This is a genomic window from Nostoc sp. C117 (assembly GCF_043099735.1).
Taxonomy (GTDB): Bacteria; Cyanobacteriota; Cyanobacteriia; order Cyanobacteriales; family Nostocaceae; genus Nostoc.
Genome location: NZ_CP170991.1, coordinates 4,474,210 through 4,494,621 on the forward strand (window position 1 = coordinate 4,474,210; position 20,412 = coordinate 4,494,621).

The 20,412-nt window shown below is 40.7% G+C and carries 13 protein-coding genes and 1 tRNA gene; 9 read left to right on the plus strand and 5 right to left on the minus strand.

Going from position 1 to position 20,412, the window contains the following annotated elements; all coding sequences use genetic code 11:
* Positions 1–76: 76 nt before the first annotated feature.
* Complete coding sequence (gene dnaA / locus ACFG4S_RS19460) at positions 77–1,459, minus strand: chromosomal replication initiator protein DnaA (RefSeq protein WP_392530678.1); 1,383 nt, start codon at positions 1,457–1,459, stop codon at positions 77–79.
* Positions 1,460–1,680: 221 nt separating this feature from the next.
* Between dnaA and ACFG4S_RS19465 the strand changes: the two genes are divergently transcribed.
* From ACFG4S_RS19465 to dhaL, 6 genes are all read left to right on the plus strand, one after another.
* Positions 1,681–2,913, plus strand: coding sequence for an HhoA/HhoB/HtrA family serine endopeptidase (locus ACFG4S_RS19465; protein WP_392530679.1), 1,233 nt, complete (start codon positions 1,681–1,683; stop codon positions 2,911–2,913).
* A gap of 84 nt (positions 2,914–2,997) precedes the next feature.
* Positions 2,998–3,525: a peptide deformylase gene (gene def / locus ACFG4S_RS19470; protein ID WP_392530680.1), complete on the plus strand. Its 528-nt coding sequence runs from the start codon at positions 2,998–3,000 to the stop codon at positions 3,523–3,525.
* Positions 3,526–4,314: 789 nt separating this feature from the next.
* Positions 4,315–6,096, plus strand: coding sequence for a hypothetical protein (locus ACFG4S_RS19475; RefSeq protein WP_392530681.1), 1,782 nt, complete (start codon positions 4,315–4,317; stop codon positions 6,094–6,096).
* A gap of 139 nt (positions 6,097–6,235) precedes the next feature.
* A complete protein-coding gene (locus ACFG4S_RS19480) occupies positions 6,236–8,194 on the plus strand; it encodes a DCC1-like thiol-disulfide oxidoreductase family protein (protein ID WP_392530682.1) in 1,959 nt (652 codons plus the stop codon).
* A gap of 26 nt (positions 8,195–8,220) precedes the next feature.
* Positions 8,221–9,294 carry a dihydroxyacetone kinase subunit DhaK gene (dhaK, locus tag ACFG4S_RS19485; RefSeq protein ID WP_392530683.1) on the plus strand — a complete coding sequence of 358 codons (1,074 nt, stop codon included), beginning with the start codon at positions 8,221–8,223 and terminating at the stop codon, positions 9,292–9,294.
* Between the two features lie 145 nt (positions 9,295–9,439).
* Positions 9,440–10,072 carry a dihydroxyacetone kinase subunit DhaL gene (dhaL, locus tag ACFG4S_RS19490; RefSeq protein ID WP_392536025.1) on the plus strand — a complete coding sequence of 211 codons (633 nt, stop codon included), beginning with the start codon at positions 9,440–9,442 and terminating at the stop codon, positions 10,070–10,072.
* Between the two features lie 612 nt (positions 10,073–10,684).
* Here dhaL and ACFG4S_RS19495 read toward each other — a convergent pair.
* The 4 genes from ACFG4S_RS19495 to ACFG4S_RS19510 form a co-directional block, all read right to left on the minus strand.
* Positions 10,685–11,956 (minus strand): MFS transporter, encoded by a 1,272-nt coding sequence (locus ACFG4S_RS19495; RefSeq protein ID WP_392530684.1) that lies wholly within the window; start codon positions 11,954–11,956, stop codon positions 10,685–10,687.
* 135 nt (positions 11,957–12,091) lie between these two features.
* Positions 12,092–13,156, minus strand: a complete 1,065-nt coding sequence (locus ACFG4S_RS19500) for an aliphatic sulfonate ABC transporter substrate-binding protein (RefSeq protein WP_392530685.1) — start codon at positions 13,154–13,156, stop codon at positions 12,092–12,094.
* Between the two features lie 509 nt (positions 13,157–13,665).
* On the minus strand, positions 13,666–14,667 hold the full coding sequence (locus ACFG4S_RS19505) for a TauD/TfdA dioxygenase family protein (protein WP_392530686.1): 1,002 nt from the start codon (positions 14,665–14,667) through the stop codon (positions 13,666–13,668).
* 524 nt (positions 14,668–15,191) lie between these two features.
* Positions 15,192–17,501, minus strand: coding sequence for an IMS domain-containing protein (locus ACFG4S_RS19510; RefSeq protein ID WP_392530687.1), 2,310 nt, complete (start codon positions 17,499–17,501; stop codon positions 15,192–15,194).
* Positions 17,502–18,198: 697 nt separating this feature from the next.
* Between ACFG4S_RS19510 and pdhA the strand changes: the two genes are divergently transcribed.
* The 3 genes from pdhA (at position 18,199) to ACFG4S_RS19525 (ending at position 20,398) form a co-directional block, all read left to right on the plus strand.
* Complete coding sequence (pdhA, locus tag ACFG4S_RS19515) at positions 18,199–19,233, plus strand: pyruvate dehydrogenase (acetyl-transferring) E1 component subunit alpha (protein WP_392530688.1); 1,035 nt, start codon at positions 18,199–18,201, stop codon at positions 19,231–19,233.
* Between the two features lie 162 nt (positions 19,234–19,395).
* On the plus strand, positions 19,396–20,265 hold the full coding sequence (locus tag ACFG4S_RS19520; protein ID WP_392530689.1) for an aldose epimerase: 870 nt from the start codon (positions 19,396–19,398) through the stop codon (positions 20,263–20,265).
* A 61-nt stretch (positions 20,266–20,326) separates the two neighbouring features.
* Positions 20,327–20,398, plus strand: a tRNA-Lys gene (locus ACFG4S_RS19525).
* Positions 20,399–20,412: the final 14 nt, after the last annotated feature.

The following is a 20,412-nucleotide window of genomic DNA, read 5'->3' on the forward strand; positions in this document are numbered from 1 at the left end:
TAATATTATCGACTAATTATTTAGCTTTCAAAGTTTAATGATTCGGTTGCTGCTTGTGGAAAACTTCAATCCACCTTCAAGATGATTTTTGGGGGCGGCTTTTCATATTGATGCGATCGCTCAGTTGTCGTAGTGTTTGTGATAAAGTGCGATCGCTCTCTTGGAGTTGGGTAATTTTGTCACAACTGTAAATCACCGTTGTATGGTCTTTACCACCAAACTCCTCGCCAATTCTCGGCAAACTCAGAGATGTATGTTGACGCATTAGATACATTCCTATTTGACGCGCCCAGCTAATTTCCCGGCGGCGTGAGTTGCTTTTAAGCTCATCAATTGAAACATCAAAATTATCAGCAATAACTGTCAAAATTACTTCTGGGGTAGCTGCTAATTTTTCGTTGGGTGGTTCTAAAACTGGTCTGATATTTTCTACTGTCATTGGTAAACCCCAAATAGAAATATAAGCCAACGCCCGAATTAACGCTCCTTCTAATTCTCGAATATTAGAAGTATAGTTAGAAGCAATATATTCAATTACATCGCGGGGCAAACGAATATTTTCATACTCAGATTTTTTCTGGAGAATCGCCATTCTCGTCTCTAAATCAGGTGTTTGCACATCTGCGATTAACCCCATAGAAAACCGAGAACAAAGACGTTCTTGTAAACTAGGAATTTGGTTAGGGGGACGGTCGGAAGCAATGACAACTTGTTTACCTGCTTCGTGTAAAGTATTGAAAGTATGAAAAAATTCTTCTTGGGTGTATTCCTTGCCTTCAAGAAACTGAATATCATCCACTAATAAAACATCAGCGGCTCGATAATGCTCTCGAAAAACTTGCATACTATCCTTACGAATCGCCATAATTAAATCATTAGTAAACTGCTCCGTAGAAACATAAAATATTTTACAAAACGGAGAAATTTCCCAGCGATAGTGACCAATAGCTTGCATGAGATGAGTTTTACCTAAGCCGACACCACCACATAAAAATAAAGGATTAAACTCCCTACCAGGATATTCTGCAACTGCCAAAGAAGCAGCATGAGCCATGCGATTGTTAGCACCAACTACAAAACGTGAAAAGACATATTTAGAGTTTAATTCCGTACTTTTTTGGATATTATGAGAAACGGGTTCAGAAATACTGGTAGGATTTGGTGATTCCCAAGAAACCTCTCGTTCACTAAAATGAGAAACTTCATCACCTTGAGCAACGGTAATATAAATTTCTACAGGATAACCCAAAATATCTTGTACTACATGAGCAATGGTGTTTACATAATACTTCTGTAACCAATTACGAGCAAATGGATTAGGAGTACGTATCACCAAGCAATTATTTTCTAATCGCTCCGCACTAGCAGTTTTGATCCAAGTTTCAAAGGTAGGCCGCGATAGCTCAAGCTGTAGGCGCTCTAGTACTTGACTCCACAGACTTTCTATGGAAATTTCCATTATCCACCACCTTTGCTGCTAATCGTCACAATAGAAGAGAAAGCACCAATTTAGCATCCAGACACGCTAGACCTAAAACAAGCTTTTAAGTTGTAATCATTTTGGGACATACCCGGTAGGCAAGATCCTAACACCCACTGACCAAACTGAGTGCTGAGTGCTGTTAGCGATAGCGGTACTCTTAACTCAGCATTTTCATTGACACGGAGAAGGAACGACACATGAAGACAATAAACCATGACTTAGCGCCCAAAAATATTAATTGCAGGGGTTTACCCTACAGGTTATGGATGCTCTCAATAGTGGTGTTCCTGGGGAGCTGCTCTCTTTTACCTGCCAAAACTTTTGAGAATGAACAAAGCGATGCTCAAGCCCAAAAGTCAGTAGATTCCAATTCCGTAATTGTCCCCCCGCCAATTCTCTCATCGTCTGGAGATCCTAATTTTGTGGTGAAAGTGGTGCAAAATGTGGGACCTGCGGTAGTTCGCATTGATTCTTCCAGAACAATCACTTCTCGCGTACCAGACGAATTTAACGATCCATTATTCCGGCGATTTTTTCCAGATGCGGCGCCACAGGCGAGACAACGGGTAGAGCGGGGTAGCGGCTCTGGATTTATCATTAATTCCTCAGGTCAAATTTTGACCAATTCCCATGTAGTAGACGGTGCCGATCGAGTGACTGTTACACTCAAAGATGGTCGGACTTTTGACGGTAAAGTGTTAGGTGAAGATGCGGTAACGGATGTAGCTGTAATCAAAATTGACGCCAATAACCTACCAACCCTATCTGTAGGTAACTCTGATATCTTGCAACCAGGAGAAGCAGTAATTGCCATCGGTAACCCCTTAGGTTTGAATAATACCGTTACTTCGGGAATTATCAGTGCTACAGGTCGTTCTGGTAGCGATATTGGTGCTAGTGATAAGCGGGTTGATTACATCCAAACCGATGCTGCTATTAACCCTGGTAATTCTGGCGGACCACTACTAAATATTCGTGGTCAGGTAATTGCCATGAACACAGCCATTATCCGAGGCGCTCAAGGTTTAGGATTTGCGATTCCGATTAACACTGCACAAAAAATTGCCCAAGAATTAATTGCGAAAGGCAAGGTGGATCATCCTTATTTGGGCGTTCAGATGGTGACACTAACACCAGAAAACAAAGAAAAAATAAAAAATATTGCAGGCGATCGCCTAAATCTTACAGCAGATGAAGGCGTTTTGCTCGTTGAGATTGTGCCGCGATCGCCCGCATCCGTGGCTGGACTCCGAGCAGGTGATGTGATCAAAAGCATTAATAACCAGCCTGTGACTAAAATTGAACAAGTCCAAAAGCTAGTAGAAAATAGCAAAATCGGTACTAACCTACCAATACAAGTAGAGCGCAATGGGCAAATTTTACAAGTAGGAGTAAGACCTGCTCCTTTACCTGTAAGACGTGAAGGATGAAGTATGTCATTTGAAAAACAACTGGCATACTCTATTTCTATATTCCCCCATTCCCAATGACCAATACCCAAAAGGAGTTTTCTCATGTCTGAATTAATCCTTCAATTAGGCAATCCAACATTGCGCCAAAAAGCTGTTTGGGTTGACAACATTCAAGATGAAGGTATCCAAAAATTAATCGAGGACTTAATAGCTACTGTTGCCAAAGCTGATGGCGTCGGAATTGCTGCACCTCAAGTTGCACAGTCCTATCGTTTATTTATTGTGGCTTCCCGTCCTAATGCCAGGTATCCTAACGCTCCAGAAATGGAACCAACTGCTATGATTAATCCTAGAATCATTTCTCACTCAACTGAAGTTGTCAAAGATTGGGAAGGTTGTTTAAGTGTTCCAGGAATTAGAGGGTTAGTTCCTCGGTATAAAACTATCGAAGTGGAATATAGCGATCGCCAAGGCAATTTACAAAAGCAAGAATTAACCGATTTCGTTGCTCGTATATTTCAACACGAACATGACCACCTCAACGGCATCGTATTTGTAGATCGCTTAGAAAATACTCTAGATATGTTTACTGAACAAGAATATCAACAACAAGTATTTAATAAGACATAACCCAAAATAGTTATTGAAAATGATAATTAATTAAATTAAAGGTCGCGCTGGTTTCCCAACTTGATAAACTGGTGTGAAACTGTCCCTACTCTTAGGCAACTTTCATTCGCCAGTCGCACAGAATTTTATTCTGAATTCTGTGCGACTGGCGTCAATGTTAAAGAGTTTTTAAAGATTGAAAATCATTTAATTTATTTTTACAGTAACCATGCTATAGATAACTATTGTATAAGTCAATACTATTGGTGACTAGAATGATTAAAACATCAGCCAGTAAGCTAGGTCTAAATTTCTATCTATGTAATTCATCGACTTAAAAGTATCTTTACTGTCTCCCTTGGATAATACGGCGCGTATATACTATGAGTCAGATTGTGAATATTAAGCGATGCACACCATTTTTGTATACACAATTTATAAAAAATACTTACAGCGCTTTTTATTTAAATGAGGTACATCACTCTAGTAGAATAAAGTCTAAATAAACTACCCATCCCAAAATCAACAAAACGCTTAGGCTGTATTAAGTTTGAATTTTGTTAGCGAGTCTGCGTTTGCTGTTAGCGTCTCATAGAGAGTATCATTTTGAATTCTGCCTTATCAAAATCTACTTCATTCAACTGAAAAACACTGTAAGAAAGAGAAATTAATAGGTTTAATATACTTACTAAATCATCAATTTAGTAGTGTCTCTTTCATATGAGAACGTCAAGCAATACTAATTATGCAGCGGTTTAAAACCATACGAAGAAAGAATGAAATTTTCATAAATTTGATTGACAAAAAACTATGATTCAATCTCAAGAAGAGAATTCAAAGTTTCTCCAAAAATGGCCTTATTATCTATCAATTTTAATTTTATTATTTATTTTTTACATTTATAGCTGTTCAATTTATTCAGATAAACTATTTTTGGGAGAGGGTGATAAAGGAGGCAGATTTTTAATAGCAATGGAGTTTGCTCACGATCCAAGCAAAGCTTTAGATCTAAAATATTGGGTATCAGCATGGCCACCAGTTCCGTTTATAATTCAGTCATTTATTCTGCGCTTAGTTCTTTTTTCAGTAACATCGGATATTAGCATAGGTATTAAAGCTGTTGAATTGACGGGCGTTGCTTTTGTCTTATTAGGGTTCTTTTTTATTGGTCGTTCTGTAGCTCTGCAAACTAATGAGATGACTGGGCTATTAGCTTTTTTAATGTGTTTTCACACACCTTTAATATTGGATTTAGCGCATACTACTATGGCTGAATCATACGGTTTATTCTTTATTATGGGTGGTTTTTATAATGTATTTAGTTATGTTAAATATAACCAAAAATTAAACTATATAATTGCAGTTTTATTCTTCATATTAGGATATTTTTGTCGAACAGAAAGTCTAGTTTTTTCACTGATTGCTGGCATCTTTTTGTTAGCGAATAAAAAGTGGAAATCAGCTATATTACTTATGGTAATAACAGTATCAGTAGCAGTTGCTCAAACATTAGGAGCTAGCTTTTTGATCGAAGGAATACATTTTTATCAAAGAGACTTATGGGGAGGCAAAGGATTAGACAGATTAAGATATGCTAAAATGCTATTTTTTTACTTTTTAAGTGCTAGTAAAGAACTTATCCTTTTTGCTTTGCTATGGATTATTCCTGTAATCTATTTAAATTTTAAACGGCATACATCTATAAAGTCTAATCAGGTTGTAAAAACGAAACTAAACCTTAAGATTCATATTATTAAATTTTACAATAATCTAAAAGTATGGTTAGTGGATTATCCTATTACTATTTGGATTATTTTATTTGTCAGTGCATTAGCACTACCTATTCTTTTAGCTCTACAAGGTGCAATTGACCCTTTAGCACGATATCTATGCTTAGCAAATATTTTTATCAGTACAGTGATTGCTCTAATCATTGCTCAAACGGCTGATACTCTTTCAGTGAGTAATAAAAGGTTAGGAAAGCAGTTAGTTATTGCAAATCTTGTCGTGGTAGTAATCTTCTCCATAACGTTTAGTTTTTCCTATGCAAGTGGTAGTGTAAAAAGCCAAAATATCCGATTATCAATCAAGGAAGTTATAAACGTTATTTCTCAAAATAAGCTTCCAAAGACTCGAATAGTATTTGATTTCTTAGACTGGCAAGAGCTTGGAATGGCGGCGTACTTATTAGATCCTGAATTGGAGAAAATTCCTACACAGTTTTCTCTTATATGGACTGCTTTCCCGCGAGCAATTGATTCAGAAATTACATCTTTATTGCCAAAAAAATTCCAGATTCCTGCTCCTCAGTCAACAGTTGAAGGAAGAACTGCTGTTTTTCATTCTTATATATATGCTAAACATCCTAGCTATTTTGTAATAGCAAGCGATAACTTATACAAAGAAATAGAGAATTTACTTAGAGTCAAGAGTGCAATAGGATATGGGAAAAACTATATCCGAAAATACTTAACCCCAAAAGATACAACAAAATCAAGATTTGAATTTCAGTCTCCTTATATTCTCCCGGAAAATAAAATTATCTTGACTAAAGTTTATGAAAATGAGTCGTACATTATTCTAAAATCTTAATTGACTATCAAGATTTCTCAAAAGTTAAACTTCACTGTGATGTATCGAGCGAAAGAGCTAAAATTCCTTCCGCATAATTCAGCTAAAAGGCATCAGCAAAAGCGCAGCGTAAAACTTAAACAGAGAAGGAGACAATCTCATGGTATCCAATGCGTCTTTCCAAGAAAAAATAGAGACATTGTATAAACGTCATCAAACTTTATTTTTTCATGTATTCTTTGCTATTGTATGGCCGATCGCTATTTGGTTGATGTATGTGGTATTTCCCAATCAGCTAGCAACTCGAATCCAACTTTCAAGAATTATCTTCATTGGCATTTTTGTTCAGTTATTAGTTTTGGGAGTTCAAAAACGCCGTTACGCAATCAAAACAGTTCGGGAATTTTTCACAGGAACGACATATCCGATTAACCTAGCTATACTTCGGATATTTGTGTTTGGGACTATATTGCTGCAAGTCAATCAAAGTTTTTCTAGAATTGTCTGGTTGAGTCAATTACCTAAAGAACTTCTAATTTTCCCTTCAGGGTTAAAGTTTCTATTTAGTGATTTTATTCCCATCAATGGGACATTAGCTCAGATAACTAGTTGGCTATTAATTATTTGTTCATTTACCGCCATGATTGGGCTTTTTACACGTACCTCAGCATGGCTAACAGTAATTCTTACTTTCTACGTTATGGGTATTCCCCAGTTTTACGGCAAGGTCAACCACGATCATCACTTATTATGGTTTGCTGCGATTTTAGCCGTTAGTAGATGTGCTGATGTCTTGTCATTAGATGCTATCTTCCTTTCCTGGAAACGAGCCGATCGCGGTGAAATAGAACCTCCTGGTCTTTCGAGAGTCTATGCATTACCGTTACGTTACGTTTGGCTTTTATTTGGTGTCATTTACTTTTTCCCAGGACTTCATAAAGTATGGCAACCCGGTTTTGATTGGGCATTCACAGACAATCTGAAGTATCAAATATATTCAATATGGCTGGAACGAAATGAAATAGATGGTTGGATGCCCCTCTTAAGAATAGATCAATATCCGGTCTTATATCATTTGGCAGCTATTAGTTCGATCTGTTTTGAATTAAGCTTTATTTTTTTAGTGTTTTTACCTGTGACTCGATACATAGCAGCTTTTGGAGGGCTGCTTTTGCATAACAGCATCGGTCTAGTAATGTATATTAAATTCGTCTCTCTCCAACTTTGCTACGTTGCATTTTTTGATTGGAATACTATTTTTCATTGGATTGGACGCCGACTTTTTCGGAACGATATGTATGTTGTATATGACGGAAACTGCAAACTCTGCCGTCGTACTATTGCAACTTTAAGAGTCTTTGATATTTTTGAACGATTAATATTTGTCAATGCACTCAACGATCAAGCCCTTACCAGTCACAATCTCCTTTGGCTAGACTCCCAAGCACTGTTAGCTGATATGCACGCAGTTCTTAAAAGAAATTCATGGAAGGGTTTCTATGCCTATCGTGTATTAGCAGCCCGCATACCAATTTTTTGGCCGATTTTACCTTTGCTGTATATCTGGCCTATACCAGAGATTGGCAAAGCTATTTATCGACGTGTTGCTGATTCTCGTACCTGTACTCTGCCTCAATCTGAGATTCCTGACACTACAAAACCAAATTACCAATTACCAACTTATTTACAGGCACTCAGTGTTGTTGCCAGTTTATTACTTATTGGGAATATACTATTTGGTTTCGTTGAGAAAAGGTCGGGTTGGCCATTTTCCTGCTATCCCACGTTTTCGGAGATTTTAGGACCCCAAGTAGAAAGTCTCGAAGTTGTTCCTGTAGATACAACGGGCTTACCTCTTACTTCTGATTTAAAAGAATTCAAGACAAAAATGGGATCTGAACGGTTTAGAGGGTTAGCTGGGAATATTTTCCACCACAGCAAAAACAGAACAGAGAAAGAGCAAAGATTGAGCGGTCTCTGGAAAGCAATCAGTCGTAATGACTCCAGCGCTCAGCAAATTAAATCGGTTGAGTTTTATGACACTACACTATGGACTGATCCCGAAAAACGATCGCAGAATCCGGCGGCTCGGTCACTAATCTATGAACTGAAATTGTAATAGTCTCCAATTTTTGTTTTAACTTTATGAAAAAGTTGGTCAATAACCCAGAAGACTTTGTGCGCGAAAGTCTAGAAGGTATGGCAGTGGCTCATTCTGATTTAATTAAAGTCAATTACGATCCTGCCTTTGTCTATCGAACTGATGCACCTATACAAGGTAAAGTAGCAATTATTTCTGGTGGTGGCAGCGGTCACGAACCAATGCACGCTGGCTTTGTGGGTAGAGGAATGCTTGATGCAGCTTGTCCTGGAGAAATTTTTACCTCACCTACCCCTGACCAAATGCTACAAGCCGCCAAACAAGTAGATGGAGGGGTTGGTATTCTTTATATCGTTAAGAATTATAGCGGCGATGTGATGAACTTTGAAATGGCAACGGAATTAGCTCGTGCTGAAGGCATCCGATCGCTAAATATTTTGATTGATGACGATGTAGCAGTCAAGGACAGCCTGTATACCCAAGGACGGCGCGGTGTAGGAACAACAGTACTGGCGGAAAAAATTTGTGGTGCAGCAGCCGAACAAGGGTATGATTTATCACCAATAGCGAATTTGTGTCGTCGGGTAAATTTATATGGGCGGAGTATGGGAATTGCTCTAACATCTTGTACAACACCCGCCAAAGGAACACCAACATTTGAATTGGGCGATCGCGAAATCGAATTAGGTATTGGCATTCATGGTGAACCAGGAATAGAACGCACAAATCTAAAATCAGTAGATGAAATTACTGAAATTTTGACGCGATCGCTCATTGAAGATACAGAATACAGCCGCACATTGCGCGAGTGGGATGAAGACAAAGGAGAATGGGTGGATGTGGAACTAATAAATCCACCACTTGTAAAAGGCGATCGCGTCTTAGCTTTTGTCAATGGAATGGGTGGAACTCCAGTTTCAGAATTGTATCTTGTTTATCGCAAACTCGCCCAAATCTGCCAACAACAAGGATTGCAAATTGTGCGAAACTTAATAGGCTCTTACATCACATCCCTAGAAATGCAAGGTTGTTCCATTACCCTGCTGAAATTAGATGATGAAATGATCCGGCTATGGGATGCACCAGTAAAAACCTCTAGTTGGCGCTGGGGAATTTAAGTAATTACTAATTCGTAATTCGTAATTTTAGGGTTCAAGTCCTCCTCGTCTATACGTAAGCATTATTTGGTGTATTTGTCTAAATAACACTTTGAAACTGTGTTTAATTACGAATTATAAATTATAAATGACGAATTATTTTAATATGGTGAGCAAGGCGCAGATATTACGATGGTTACAGGTATTTGCATCGGAAATAGAGCAGAATAAAGCATATTTGACAGAATTAGATGCAGCAATCGGAGATGCTGACCACGGGATGAATATGGATCGCGGTTTTAAAAAGGTAAGTACTCAGTTACCAACTCTTTCAGACAAAGACATTGGCGAAATTCTCAAAACCGTGAGCATGACCTTGATTTCTTCCATTGGCGGCGCCAGTGGTCCACTTTACGGGACTTGGTTTTTACGAGCCAGTACAGCAGTAGCTCTGAAGCAAGAATTAACAGAACAAGATGTGTTATCACTACTACAAGTAGGCTTAGATGGCTTAGTGCAACGGGGTAAAGCCCAACTAGGGGATAAGACAATGGTAGATGTGCTATCCCCCGCTGTGGTGGCATTTAGGCTGGCTGTAGAAGCAAATAAGGGCATCGTGGCAGCTATGCAAGAAGCTGTAGCAGCTGCCGAAAGAGGGTTGCAGGAAACTATATCAATGCAGGCAAAAAAAGGACGTGCTAGCTATTTGGGAGAGAGGAGTATTGGACATCAAGATCCCGGAGGGACTTCTGCTTATTTGATGTTGAAAAGTTTGTTAGAGGTGTTGGAAAGTTATTAAAACAGTTATTACTTATCAAAGTTGGAGTTGAGAAGTTAAATCAAATTATCAGTTATAAAAAAGGAAATAGGTAGAGGCGATTTCCCGCAATCTAACGTTCTTGTTCAACGGTGGTAGATATCTTTCTTTGGCATCCTCACCGAGATATCTTTCCCCTCCGCTGTAAAGAGGTTGTTATGCTGCGATTGCATCAGCCATCCCCAAAGAATTCCAAGATCTTATCCATAAAGTTTTGTTCCCATAACTCTTGTACTCTTTTGGACAACCAATCATCTACGCCATCAATTTGGTTACCATCGAACGTTCTAATGCCAAGCTCAAGCTGTGTTTTATTAGACTGATGCTCAAACGACTAGCTGTCGCCTAAAAAGATCTCAAATGGGTTCTATAAGCGTCCTTTATGACGGGGCTTGTACCCATGTTCCGCACCGAAAAGCGCGTTGCGGGAAAGGGCTTCTTCCCCCAGTAAGAACTGCTCCCTTCCCCCTGCCTGTTCCGGTCAAGCGGAATCTTTTTGTATGGAATCGGTTGATACCCCGCCCGCAAGTGGCGCGGTCTTTCACGCTCTTTGCCGAGGCACTCAGCACTCTTCATCAAAGAGAACCAACTTGTTTAGCGATCGATCCAACGGCTCACTGCTGGCAATTGTGCAGAGAACCATAGCGCACCTAAGATATTTAGGCTGCCACAGACGATCAAGGCATTAGTCGCACCAAAATTCTGTGCCAAAGTTCCAGCTAACAGATTCCCAAAGGGCATCATACCCACCATTGCTAGGGCATAAAAACTCATCACCCGTCCACGCTTATCTTCGGCAACTAGGGTTTGGATAATCATATTACTACTGGTAATCAGGAGGATAGAAAAGCAGCCTGTAAACACCAGTATGATTATGGATAATCCAACTTGACGCGATAGTGAGAAAGAGATCAGACTTATCCCGATTAAGACTTGAGCCACTACAATCAAACGCTCTAAGCCCGCAATCCCTCGCCTAATACTGAGATACAAACAAGCAAACAACGAGCCAATGGGCGCTGAGGTGCTGAGGTGAGCCATTGTAGTTGCATCCCCATTTAAAATCTTAGCCGCGAAGATGGGCATGAGCGCGACATGAGACATGCCGACTAAACCTTGTAACGCCAGTATTAATAAAATTGCTCTAATGGGCTGGAATTGGGAGACATATTCAAAGCCCTCCCGCAATTTTTGCAAAGTATCGCTCAGGCTCGTAAGAGTTTGCATAGATCGGACTTTTAACCGCATCGCTAGCAGGGTAAAGATGGCAGGGATATAGCTGAGAGTATCGTAGAGAAAACAATATTTCACCCCTAGCGTCGCAATCAAAATCCCGCCCATAGCCGGCCCCAATACCGAAGAGGAACTTAACATCACTGAATTCAAAGCGATCGCATTACTCCAATCAGCGCGATCATCTACGGTTTCGGTGACGATTGTATGGCGCACAGGCATATCTAATCCCTTGAGCAAACCATTGAGAACACTTAGTACCAATAGGATGGGAAACGTAATCCAATTCGTAAAGGTAAGAATCGTTAAAGTCAGGGAAACGCTAATTCCCAATATCTGCACCAGCATTAACAAGTCACGGCGACTCCAGCGATCTGACAATACGCCCGAAAAGGGAATCACTAGTAACGTCGGTAAAAATTGTACAAAGCCCGCAACTCCCAACAACCAAGCCGATTTAGTCAAATCGTATACCAGCCAAGGAATAGTTAACTGCTGGGTCATAAATGTCCCAGACATTGAGAGTAACTGTCCTCCAAAAAACAGGCGAAAATTACGCCAGCGAAAGGCGGGTAAATATTGGTAAATGATATTACTTACGCGATCGCCTAGTTGTCTGTTCCAAATTTTCATCAGGGCAGTTCTATTATGTTCTACTAAATCTTAGATTAACTAATATTTAGTTTGACTAATAATTATAGGATAATTGGGTAGTTTAGCGCCGCAGGCATCGCGTCTGGTTTTGTAGCAAGCTTGCTGATTCGAAGGTTAAGCCTTATTTCTAAGGGCATCTGGTGTGATCGCTGCATACTGCTGGGCAGTTAAGGTTGCTCCTTTAACATCGACTTGTTTTGGCACAACTTTCAGTTCATACAGAAGATCCGCAACCTTTTGTTGAGCGCTAATTACTTCCTCAGTAATTGGTTTCATGTCATATTTTCTTCTCGTCAGCGTCAACTCCATAGTATCGACATCAGTCTTCACCTTCGGTGCGAGGATTTCGGCAGCAGCTCGCCTGTTTTTGTTTGCCCACTGCCCAACTTCGTAGTACTCTGACAAAATTGCTTTCAAGAGTTCAGCATTATTAAGTGCAAAATCTCGTGAGGCTAGGTAATAACCTCCTGGTGTCTTAATTCCTTGCGCGTCTCGTAAGATCCGAATAGTGCCTTCCCGTTGCAGCTTGATCAGACTAGGATCGCTTTCTACAAAGGCATCAACCGTCTTGTTCAAAAACGCTGCTCTTCCATCTGCAATGGTTAAATTCACTGATTCAATATCACTGATTTTTAGCCCTATCTCTTCAAACGCTTTCACCACAAAAAAGGTCTGAGCCGTCCCTCTAGAATAAGCAACTTTTTTACCTTTAAGACCTGCCAATGTTTGGATTGGAGAATCCTTTAGCACAACAATTGCTGAACCTTCTCCAGTACCTGGCGGGGTATTAACTACATAAATCAGATTAGTACCAGCTGCCTGAGCAAAAATGGGTGGCGTTTCACCAGCAGGACCAAGGTCAATGCTACCCACATTTAAGGCTTCCAAGAGCGGAGGACCAGAGACAAATTGAGACCAAGTAACACTTATTCCTTGAGGAGCTAAACGCTTTTCAATTACGCCTTTTTCATGAGTTAGATCCCCTGAAACTTGGTAGCCAAGCCGAACAACCTTAGTACTGCTACTGCTCTTAATATTAGTGTTACTGGCACTGCTATTGCCGATACTGGTCTTGTTTGTACCACAACTAGCTAAAGTCGTAAAAGAAACTAATCCATAGAAAGCGTAGAGTAAATCACGTCTGGATATCGAATATTTGCCAATTTGCACTTTTCTCATAACTGGTCACTTGATATTAATGTTGATACCTTTAGGCAAAAGTTTAGGCAGTGTTATACTATCTAACTTTTCTCTTTAAAAACTTTTTAAACATCTTTTTAGAGAGAAAAGGGAGATACTTTTAAAGCCTCCTTAAAAAGAATGACTTAGACTTTCATTTTCTCCTTGAAAAACTGCGATATGTATACATCTCCATGCTCGGCAAAAGATATCATTACCACTTTATTCCCCCTTAAAAAGGCAGGGCCGATTCATTCCCTAAAGAGCTTTAAAAATCAAGGGTTCTAGCGATTAAAAATTAGTTATTTTGTTACTGGCGTGCTGATGAAACCAACTATTTTACTGATATTTCAGTGCTGAAATGTTCATCTCTTCGTCACGCTTACTGACAATTTTCTCGCTAACCATCTTGACAAATCCTGTTTGAAATGGAATGAATCAGCCCTGCTTAAAAAGGGGGAATTCAAGAGACAGCCTCTCGTAGAGAAGAAAGCTAACAGAATTCAGGTTTACGAAAGCACTGGTTGTGGTTCCTTAAACTCAGCATTCTGCTTGAAGACAGTTGGTACTTCCGCGTTGAACACCTCACCTTGAACCACTTGGGAGCGGAAACCATCAACTCCAACTGGAACATCACCAGTAATGGTGGTGCGATATAACAGACGCTCGACATCTAAATGATCTAAATCTTGAGGAGCTAAATGTACAGTGGCGCGGTTATCCCAGAATGCGATATCACCATTGTTCCAACGGAAACGGGTGGTGTAGGCAGGCTTGGTGATTTGATTGAAGAACAACTCAAGTAACAGTTTGCTCTCTTGTGGTGACACGTCAATAATGTGCGAGGTAAAGCCAGGGTTAACGAACAACGCACGTTCACCAGTCTCAGGATGAACCCTGACTACTGGGTGGATTGAGACTAGTGGATTAACAGCAATGCGCTCGTCGAATTTGCCGTTACGGGGCTGATACCCGCCCCCATTAAAGCGATGTTCAGCTTTCAACGTGTCTGCTAGCGCCCGTAGGGGTGCTGACAGTCCCTCATAAGCCGCAACTAGATTACTCCACTGAGTGTCACCACCGAAGCTGGGAACATTAACCGCGCGTAAAATTGACCCTGCTGGTGGGTTAATAGCTGCCGTTACGTCTGTGTGCCAAGGACCACCAGTGCGAAAACCGTACTGCTTCTCATAAAGCTTACGATCTACGGGTTTGATCTGTGGGAATCCCGGGACTGGTTCAGGCTCTCCGAGTGGATGCGCGAAAGTTACTTCACCGAAACGAGATGTGAACTCAACCTGAGCAGCATGATCGATGTTCTGACCACGAAAGAACACAACTTTCCATTTCAATAACGCTTTACGGATTTCTTGGACTTGCTCGTCAGAAAGAGGACGGGAAAGGTCTACGCTACCGATTTCAGCACCGATGAAACCAGCAACTTGTTTAACTTCTATATGTTTGTAGCCCATGTAGATTCTCCAGAGTTTGATCTGTAGGGTGGTGTTCACACTCGCCTGTTTCCTTTGGAATTTTGCCAATATTCTGATAGCAACATTCCTGTGCTGGGAGTAGAACTGAGAGTATCATACATTATCTCGATAGATTTACCGTAGTATACAATTCTATTTAATAATCTCCTGTATTTTTGCAGCTAGGGATTTTTCGTACAAACCCTCGAAAAGGGGGATTAAGGAATTTAATCAAGAATGGTGCTTTACCTTTTAATCAGCGCAAACCTTCATAAAGCTATGGTTTGGAAGAGTATCATTAGTCCTTAAGAGGATCTAAGAATTGCTTTTTGAGACATAAAAAGAGACTAGGGCTTACGCATTGACAGAATAACAAAATAGTGGATTCATAAATCAGGGTCGTCTACTTTACAGGTATCGGACAATTAGAGAAATTACGAAACCATTGCTACGCAACGCTAACGCGAACGACAGGACAATGCAATTTTGCTACTCCGCCTCTTTTTTACTACGGCGTTCAAGCGTAGCCCGTCAGAGACATCACCTAAAAATTCCAACTTAATCTAATTCACAACAGATATACTCTGAATCCGCCATTTACCTTGTTGTCGCATCAAATCATAGCGGACTCGCAATTTTTCGTCAGAAGACCTTTTAAACTGCCCATTTTCATACAATTGTGTGGCTTCTTTTACCGTAGCTTCCACTGCGGCGCGATCGACAAATAAATCAACCTTCTCTACAGATTCAATTTTTACACTATGATCGTACTTTCGGTAGCGGTTATCTAACCTATCTTGTTGAGCAATCAGCCGCCATTGAGATAAGGCTGAACCAGTTAAAATCTGCTCTAAATTATTAATATCATGATTCGGTCCTAAAGCTGCGGCTTTGGTAGATAACCAAGTCTCAATTATTTCCTGTGCCTTTCCATTTGTTAGAGATCCTTCTGATAAAGGTAGCGGACTGTTTGGATCGGGAATAAATATTGGTGGTTGATTTATCTGTACAAACAATTGTAAATCACGCCCAGATGGTGTAGGGAAAAATAGATTTTTGAACCATCCAAAAGCTGTGGTGGCTAACACCCAAAAGACTAATATAGTCACTAGAGAAATAAACACCTTCCATACTAGGCGTGTTTTCCCTTCTATAGTGTTAGCAAAAGTTCGCCGCCGCCGAGGAGAACGAGAACGAGGACGATTATTTGGTATACGTTCTCTGTTAACAGATTGAGTAGGTTTTCTTCTTCTACGCTTTTGATTATGTCCAGGATTCTTCCCTGAACCATTCAAATGCTGATTACTGCCTGTGGTCGTGCGTTCAGCAGTAGGAAACTGTGCAGTCGGTACTTCTGGTTTAACATTTGCAGATGAATTCCGTCTCGGTGGCGAGATATTTGAATATTCCAGTCTTTCTTGTATTGGTATTTCTGCAAAACCTGGGTCAGGTATTTTGCTGTGATTAAATTGCCCTGAAGTCCCAGTTAAATTATTGTGAAAACGAGAATTATTTGTTTGTGGCTGAGGAAAAAATTGGGGGTTAATTACACCTGATTCATTGCTTGTTTGGGCATCAGTTGGCAATGCTTCTAAATAAGCTTGCACCTGTTGGTTAGCAAAGTATTCTTTTAGGGAAGCTTGCTGGTTTGCCAAATCTCGAAAATGTGGAAATACTTCATGTTGCAACCACTGTTCTGCATATAGACAAAGCCCCGGTAACAAATCTGGAGAGTCTTGAGATTTTTCCCGAATAAAAGCTAAAGCTTCGTACTCCTGACTAAGTTCTAAAACACGAGTTGCTTCTTCAGTTTGCCCCAACAATAACGCACATAGGGATTGTTCTAAATGTACATCTTGGCGATTACCCAGACGGACTAGCATTTGCCTTGCTTGACGAATTAAAGCAGGTTGTCGTTGAGCAAATCCCCTTGCTATCAAAGCATAAACAGCCAAGTAAATGGCAACAGCAGAAGGACGTTTACTTTCTGCTTCAAATAATTTGTGTTGTTCTGCGACTGTTAAATGGTTACGTAATTGCTGGATAAATCGCAGAAAATCATCTATGTTTAAGCCAGATTCATCATTGTTCGTGCCATCAATCCCGCCACGATCTTCTAAAAGGTTTTGCAATAATTCCAAGCCTTGGCGTCGTTGGGCAGTCTTTTCTTGAGGTAACGCCAGTAACTCTAAAATTCGATAAGGTCGTAATTTGTAAAGATCCGCCTGAATTTCGGCTTGTACACTGGCAAATAAACCTTCGCGTACTAGCAGTTCTTCGCCAGTTTCTAGGGATATGGCAGCATTTTCATGGTGACCTTGCTGCCATTGTTCGCGTCCTAATTCTAAACAAGCAAGGGCAACAGTGAGAACCACATCTGGATGTTCGGCACTTTCGAGAATTTCTTCCTCTGCAAGAATATTGCCCTTTGTGGTATTTGGGAGATTGGTTTTATTCACCAGGTACGGACGACCTAGTTTCAGTACAAGTTCGTATTCCCCTAATTCTTGCAAAATCAACAAAGCACCAACTAATTCCTGTTGGGAAATTTCGATGCCCAAATTTTGGGCGTCAATACCCCTTTTCTGGCTTTGTCTGGGATTTTGATTTTCTACTGCTACTTGGCTAGCAGCAAGGTTGTCAGGGTCATAGGCGTGGGAAAGATAAAGGTGATCGTAGGTACTGCGTTGTTTTGGATCTGATAAAACCACGTAAGCTTCTTCTATAAGTTGTTTGCGAGAAGAAATTGCTGCTTGAGAATACTCACGTCGTGGCAATTGTACAATGCGATCGCTGTATGCTTGCCGCAATTGTTCATCACTTGCCGCTAACGGTAGTCCTAAAATTCGGTAGTAATCTAGCGGAATTCGCACAGCCTACTTCCCCTGCACCGTAATCAACATAATTCACCTAGAGCGTTCCAGGCCTGTAAAACCGTGCCATAATAATGCCGTGTAGAATTTACTCTACAAGTGTATATTGCAACAACTTGTTTTGTACCTTTCCGAAATTTTGAGTCACATTCTAGTATTAATTTTTTGCTTTCGCCTAGAAAGCCTCAATTTTTTGTCTTAATTCTTAGTATTTTTGTTTAACACGACTATTATCAGCCTTCGATACCACAAACCACAACTACCGATTTTAGTAACGGCATAAATGTTGTGGTTCCAGGAATCTATTGATTTTTTCGGGACTTCCCCACTATACAGTCAATAAAATACCGTTATTGGGGATTGACACTGATAACAGGAGAACAAAATGATATCATAACCAACCTTTAATTACAATTACCGATTTAGGTATAAAGCTTTTGCCTTCTTTTTTTTAAATTGTTAATGGACATGCAGAAAGGTGTCAATCTTGATTGCTAGTCTATAAAGGGAAATAGGGCATAGAACATGGGAAAGAGAATTAAGTTGCTATTTCCCATTCCCTAAAGCCCTTTTTGGTGCATAAATAAAGTTTGATTGTTGACTCTGGCAAACGCTAACCTGTTAAAGGCTCAGACGTTTCACACCAACTTATTTAAGACCGTAACTTTAAGTTGAACAACAGGGATACTCAAAAATAATGGTTCAAGAGCGTACTTTACCCACATTTAATGCTGCTACTACGCGCATTACTAAAGAAGAAGGGTTACGGTTATATGAAGATATGGTATTGGGGCGTTTGTTTGAAGACAAATGCGCCGAAATGTATTATAGGGGCAAAATGTTTGGTTTTGTCCATTTGTACAACGGTCAAGAAGCTGTTTGCAGTGGCGTTGTGCAGTCAATGCGACCAGGTGAAGATTTTGTTTGCAGTACCTACCGCGACCACGTTCATGCCCTGAGTGCGGGTGTGCCAGCAAAAGAGGTCATGGCAGAATTATTTGGTAAAGCCACAGGTTGCAGTAAAGGGCGTGGTGGTTCCATGCATATGTTTTCTGCTGAACATCGCTTGCTGGGCGGCTATGCCTTTGTGGCTGAGGGAATTCCTGTAGCAGCTGGAGCGGCTTTTCAAAGCAAATACCGCCGCGAAGTACTTAAAGATGAAAGTGCTGACCAAGTGACAGCTTGCTTTTTTGGCGACGGTGCAGCCAACAACGGTCAGTTTTTCGAGACGCTGAATATGGCAGCTCTCTGGAAACTGCCAATTCTGTTTGTGGTAGAAAATAATAAGTGGGCTATTGGTATGTCTCACGAACGAGCCACTTCTCAGCCAGAGATTTACAAAAAAGCCAGCGTATTTAACATGGTGGGCGTGGAAGTAGATGGCATGGATGTGCTAGCAGTAAGAGCCGTAGCCCAAGAAGCTGTAGCTCGCGCCCGTGCAGGTGAAGGCCCAACATTAATTGAGGCGCTTACCTACCGTTTCCGGGGTCACTCCTTGGCAGACCCAGATGAAATGAGAAGCAAAGCTGAGAAAGAATTTTGGTTTGCCCGTGACCCAATTAAGAAGTTAGCAGCTTATTTGCTAGAGCAAAACCTGGCGGATGAAGCAGAACTCAAAGGAATTGATCGTAAAATTCAGGATGTAATCGATGAGGCGGTTAAATTCGCCGAAAGTAGCCCTGAGCCAGACCCTAGTGAGTTATATCGCTTCGTGTTTGCAGAAGACGAGTAAGTTGGGGACTGGGGGAGATGAGAAGAGAATTTCACCCCATCTCCCCACCGTCCCACCACCCCACGTCTCCCATACCCAATACTTCGACTACGCTCGGTACAAGTACCCACTTGCCCTGAGGGTAGCCGAAGGGATGCCCAATTCCCAATTAGGACTAAATTTGTGTTTAGCATTGCAGTTCAACAGCAACAATACAAGACCTACATTCTTTCAGATGAAACCGCTGGTTCTCAGTTGGAAGTTGTACCAGAACGCGGTGGTATCATCACCCGTTGGCGCATTCAAGGGCAAGAAATTTTCTACCTCGATACTGAACGCTTTACTCATCCTGATTTGAGCGTTAGGGGCGGGAATCCGATTTTGTTTCCCATCTGCGGTAACTTACCAGATAATATCTACACCCACAACGGTCAGCAGTATACTCTCAAACAACATGGCTTTGCCCGTGAATTGCCTTGGGAAGCTACTGAGTCAAAGACTAAAGATAAAGCTAGTCTGACTGTTGTCCTCAATAGCAATGAGCAAACAAAGGCAGTTTATCCATTTGATTTTCAACTGGCTTTCACCTACGAACTTCAAGGCAATACCTTAAATGTTCTGCAAGAGTACAAAAACCTGTCAGCAACACCAATGCCCTTTTCGGCTGGTTTCCATCCCTATTTTCTCTGTGGCGATAAAACTCAGCTAGAGGTTAATATTCCCTCTGGGCGGTATCAAGACAATATAACCAAGGAAATTCACTCCTTTAACGGCAATTTTGACTTTAACCAAGACGAAATTGATTTTGCCTTTGGACAGCTAACTAGTCAATCTGCCACTGCGATTGATAACAGCCGCAAGTTAAAAGTCACCTTGGATTATGATGACTTCTCTACTTGGCTGGTGTTTTGGACAGTCAAAGGGAAAGAATTTTACTGTCTAGAGCCTTGGAGTGCCACCCGCAACTCTCTAAATACTCGTGAAAACCTGACTGTGTTAGCACCAGGAGCTAGTTGCTCGGCATCTATCCAGTTAACCGCAAATTTTTTCTAAACCCCTTTACAAATCTATAAATGTATATGCTATGATGGCAAAGTTGCCAAAAGCAGCGAAAGGGTCGCTAACTCAACGGTAGAGTACTCGGCTTTTAACCGATTAGTTCCGGGTTCGAATCCCGGGCGACCCATATAGCTACTATAA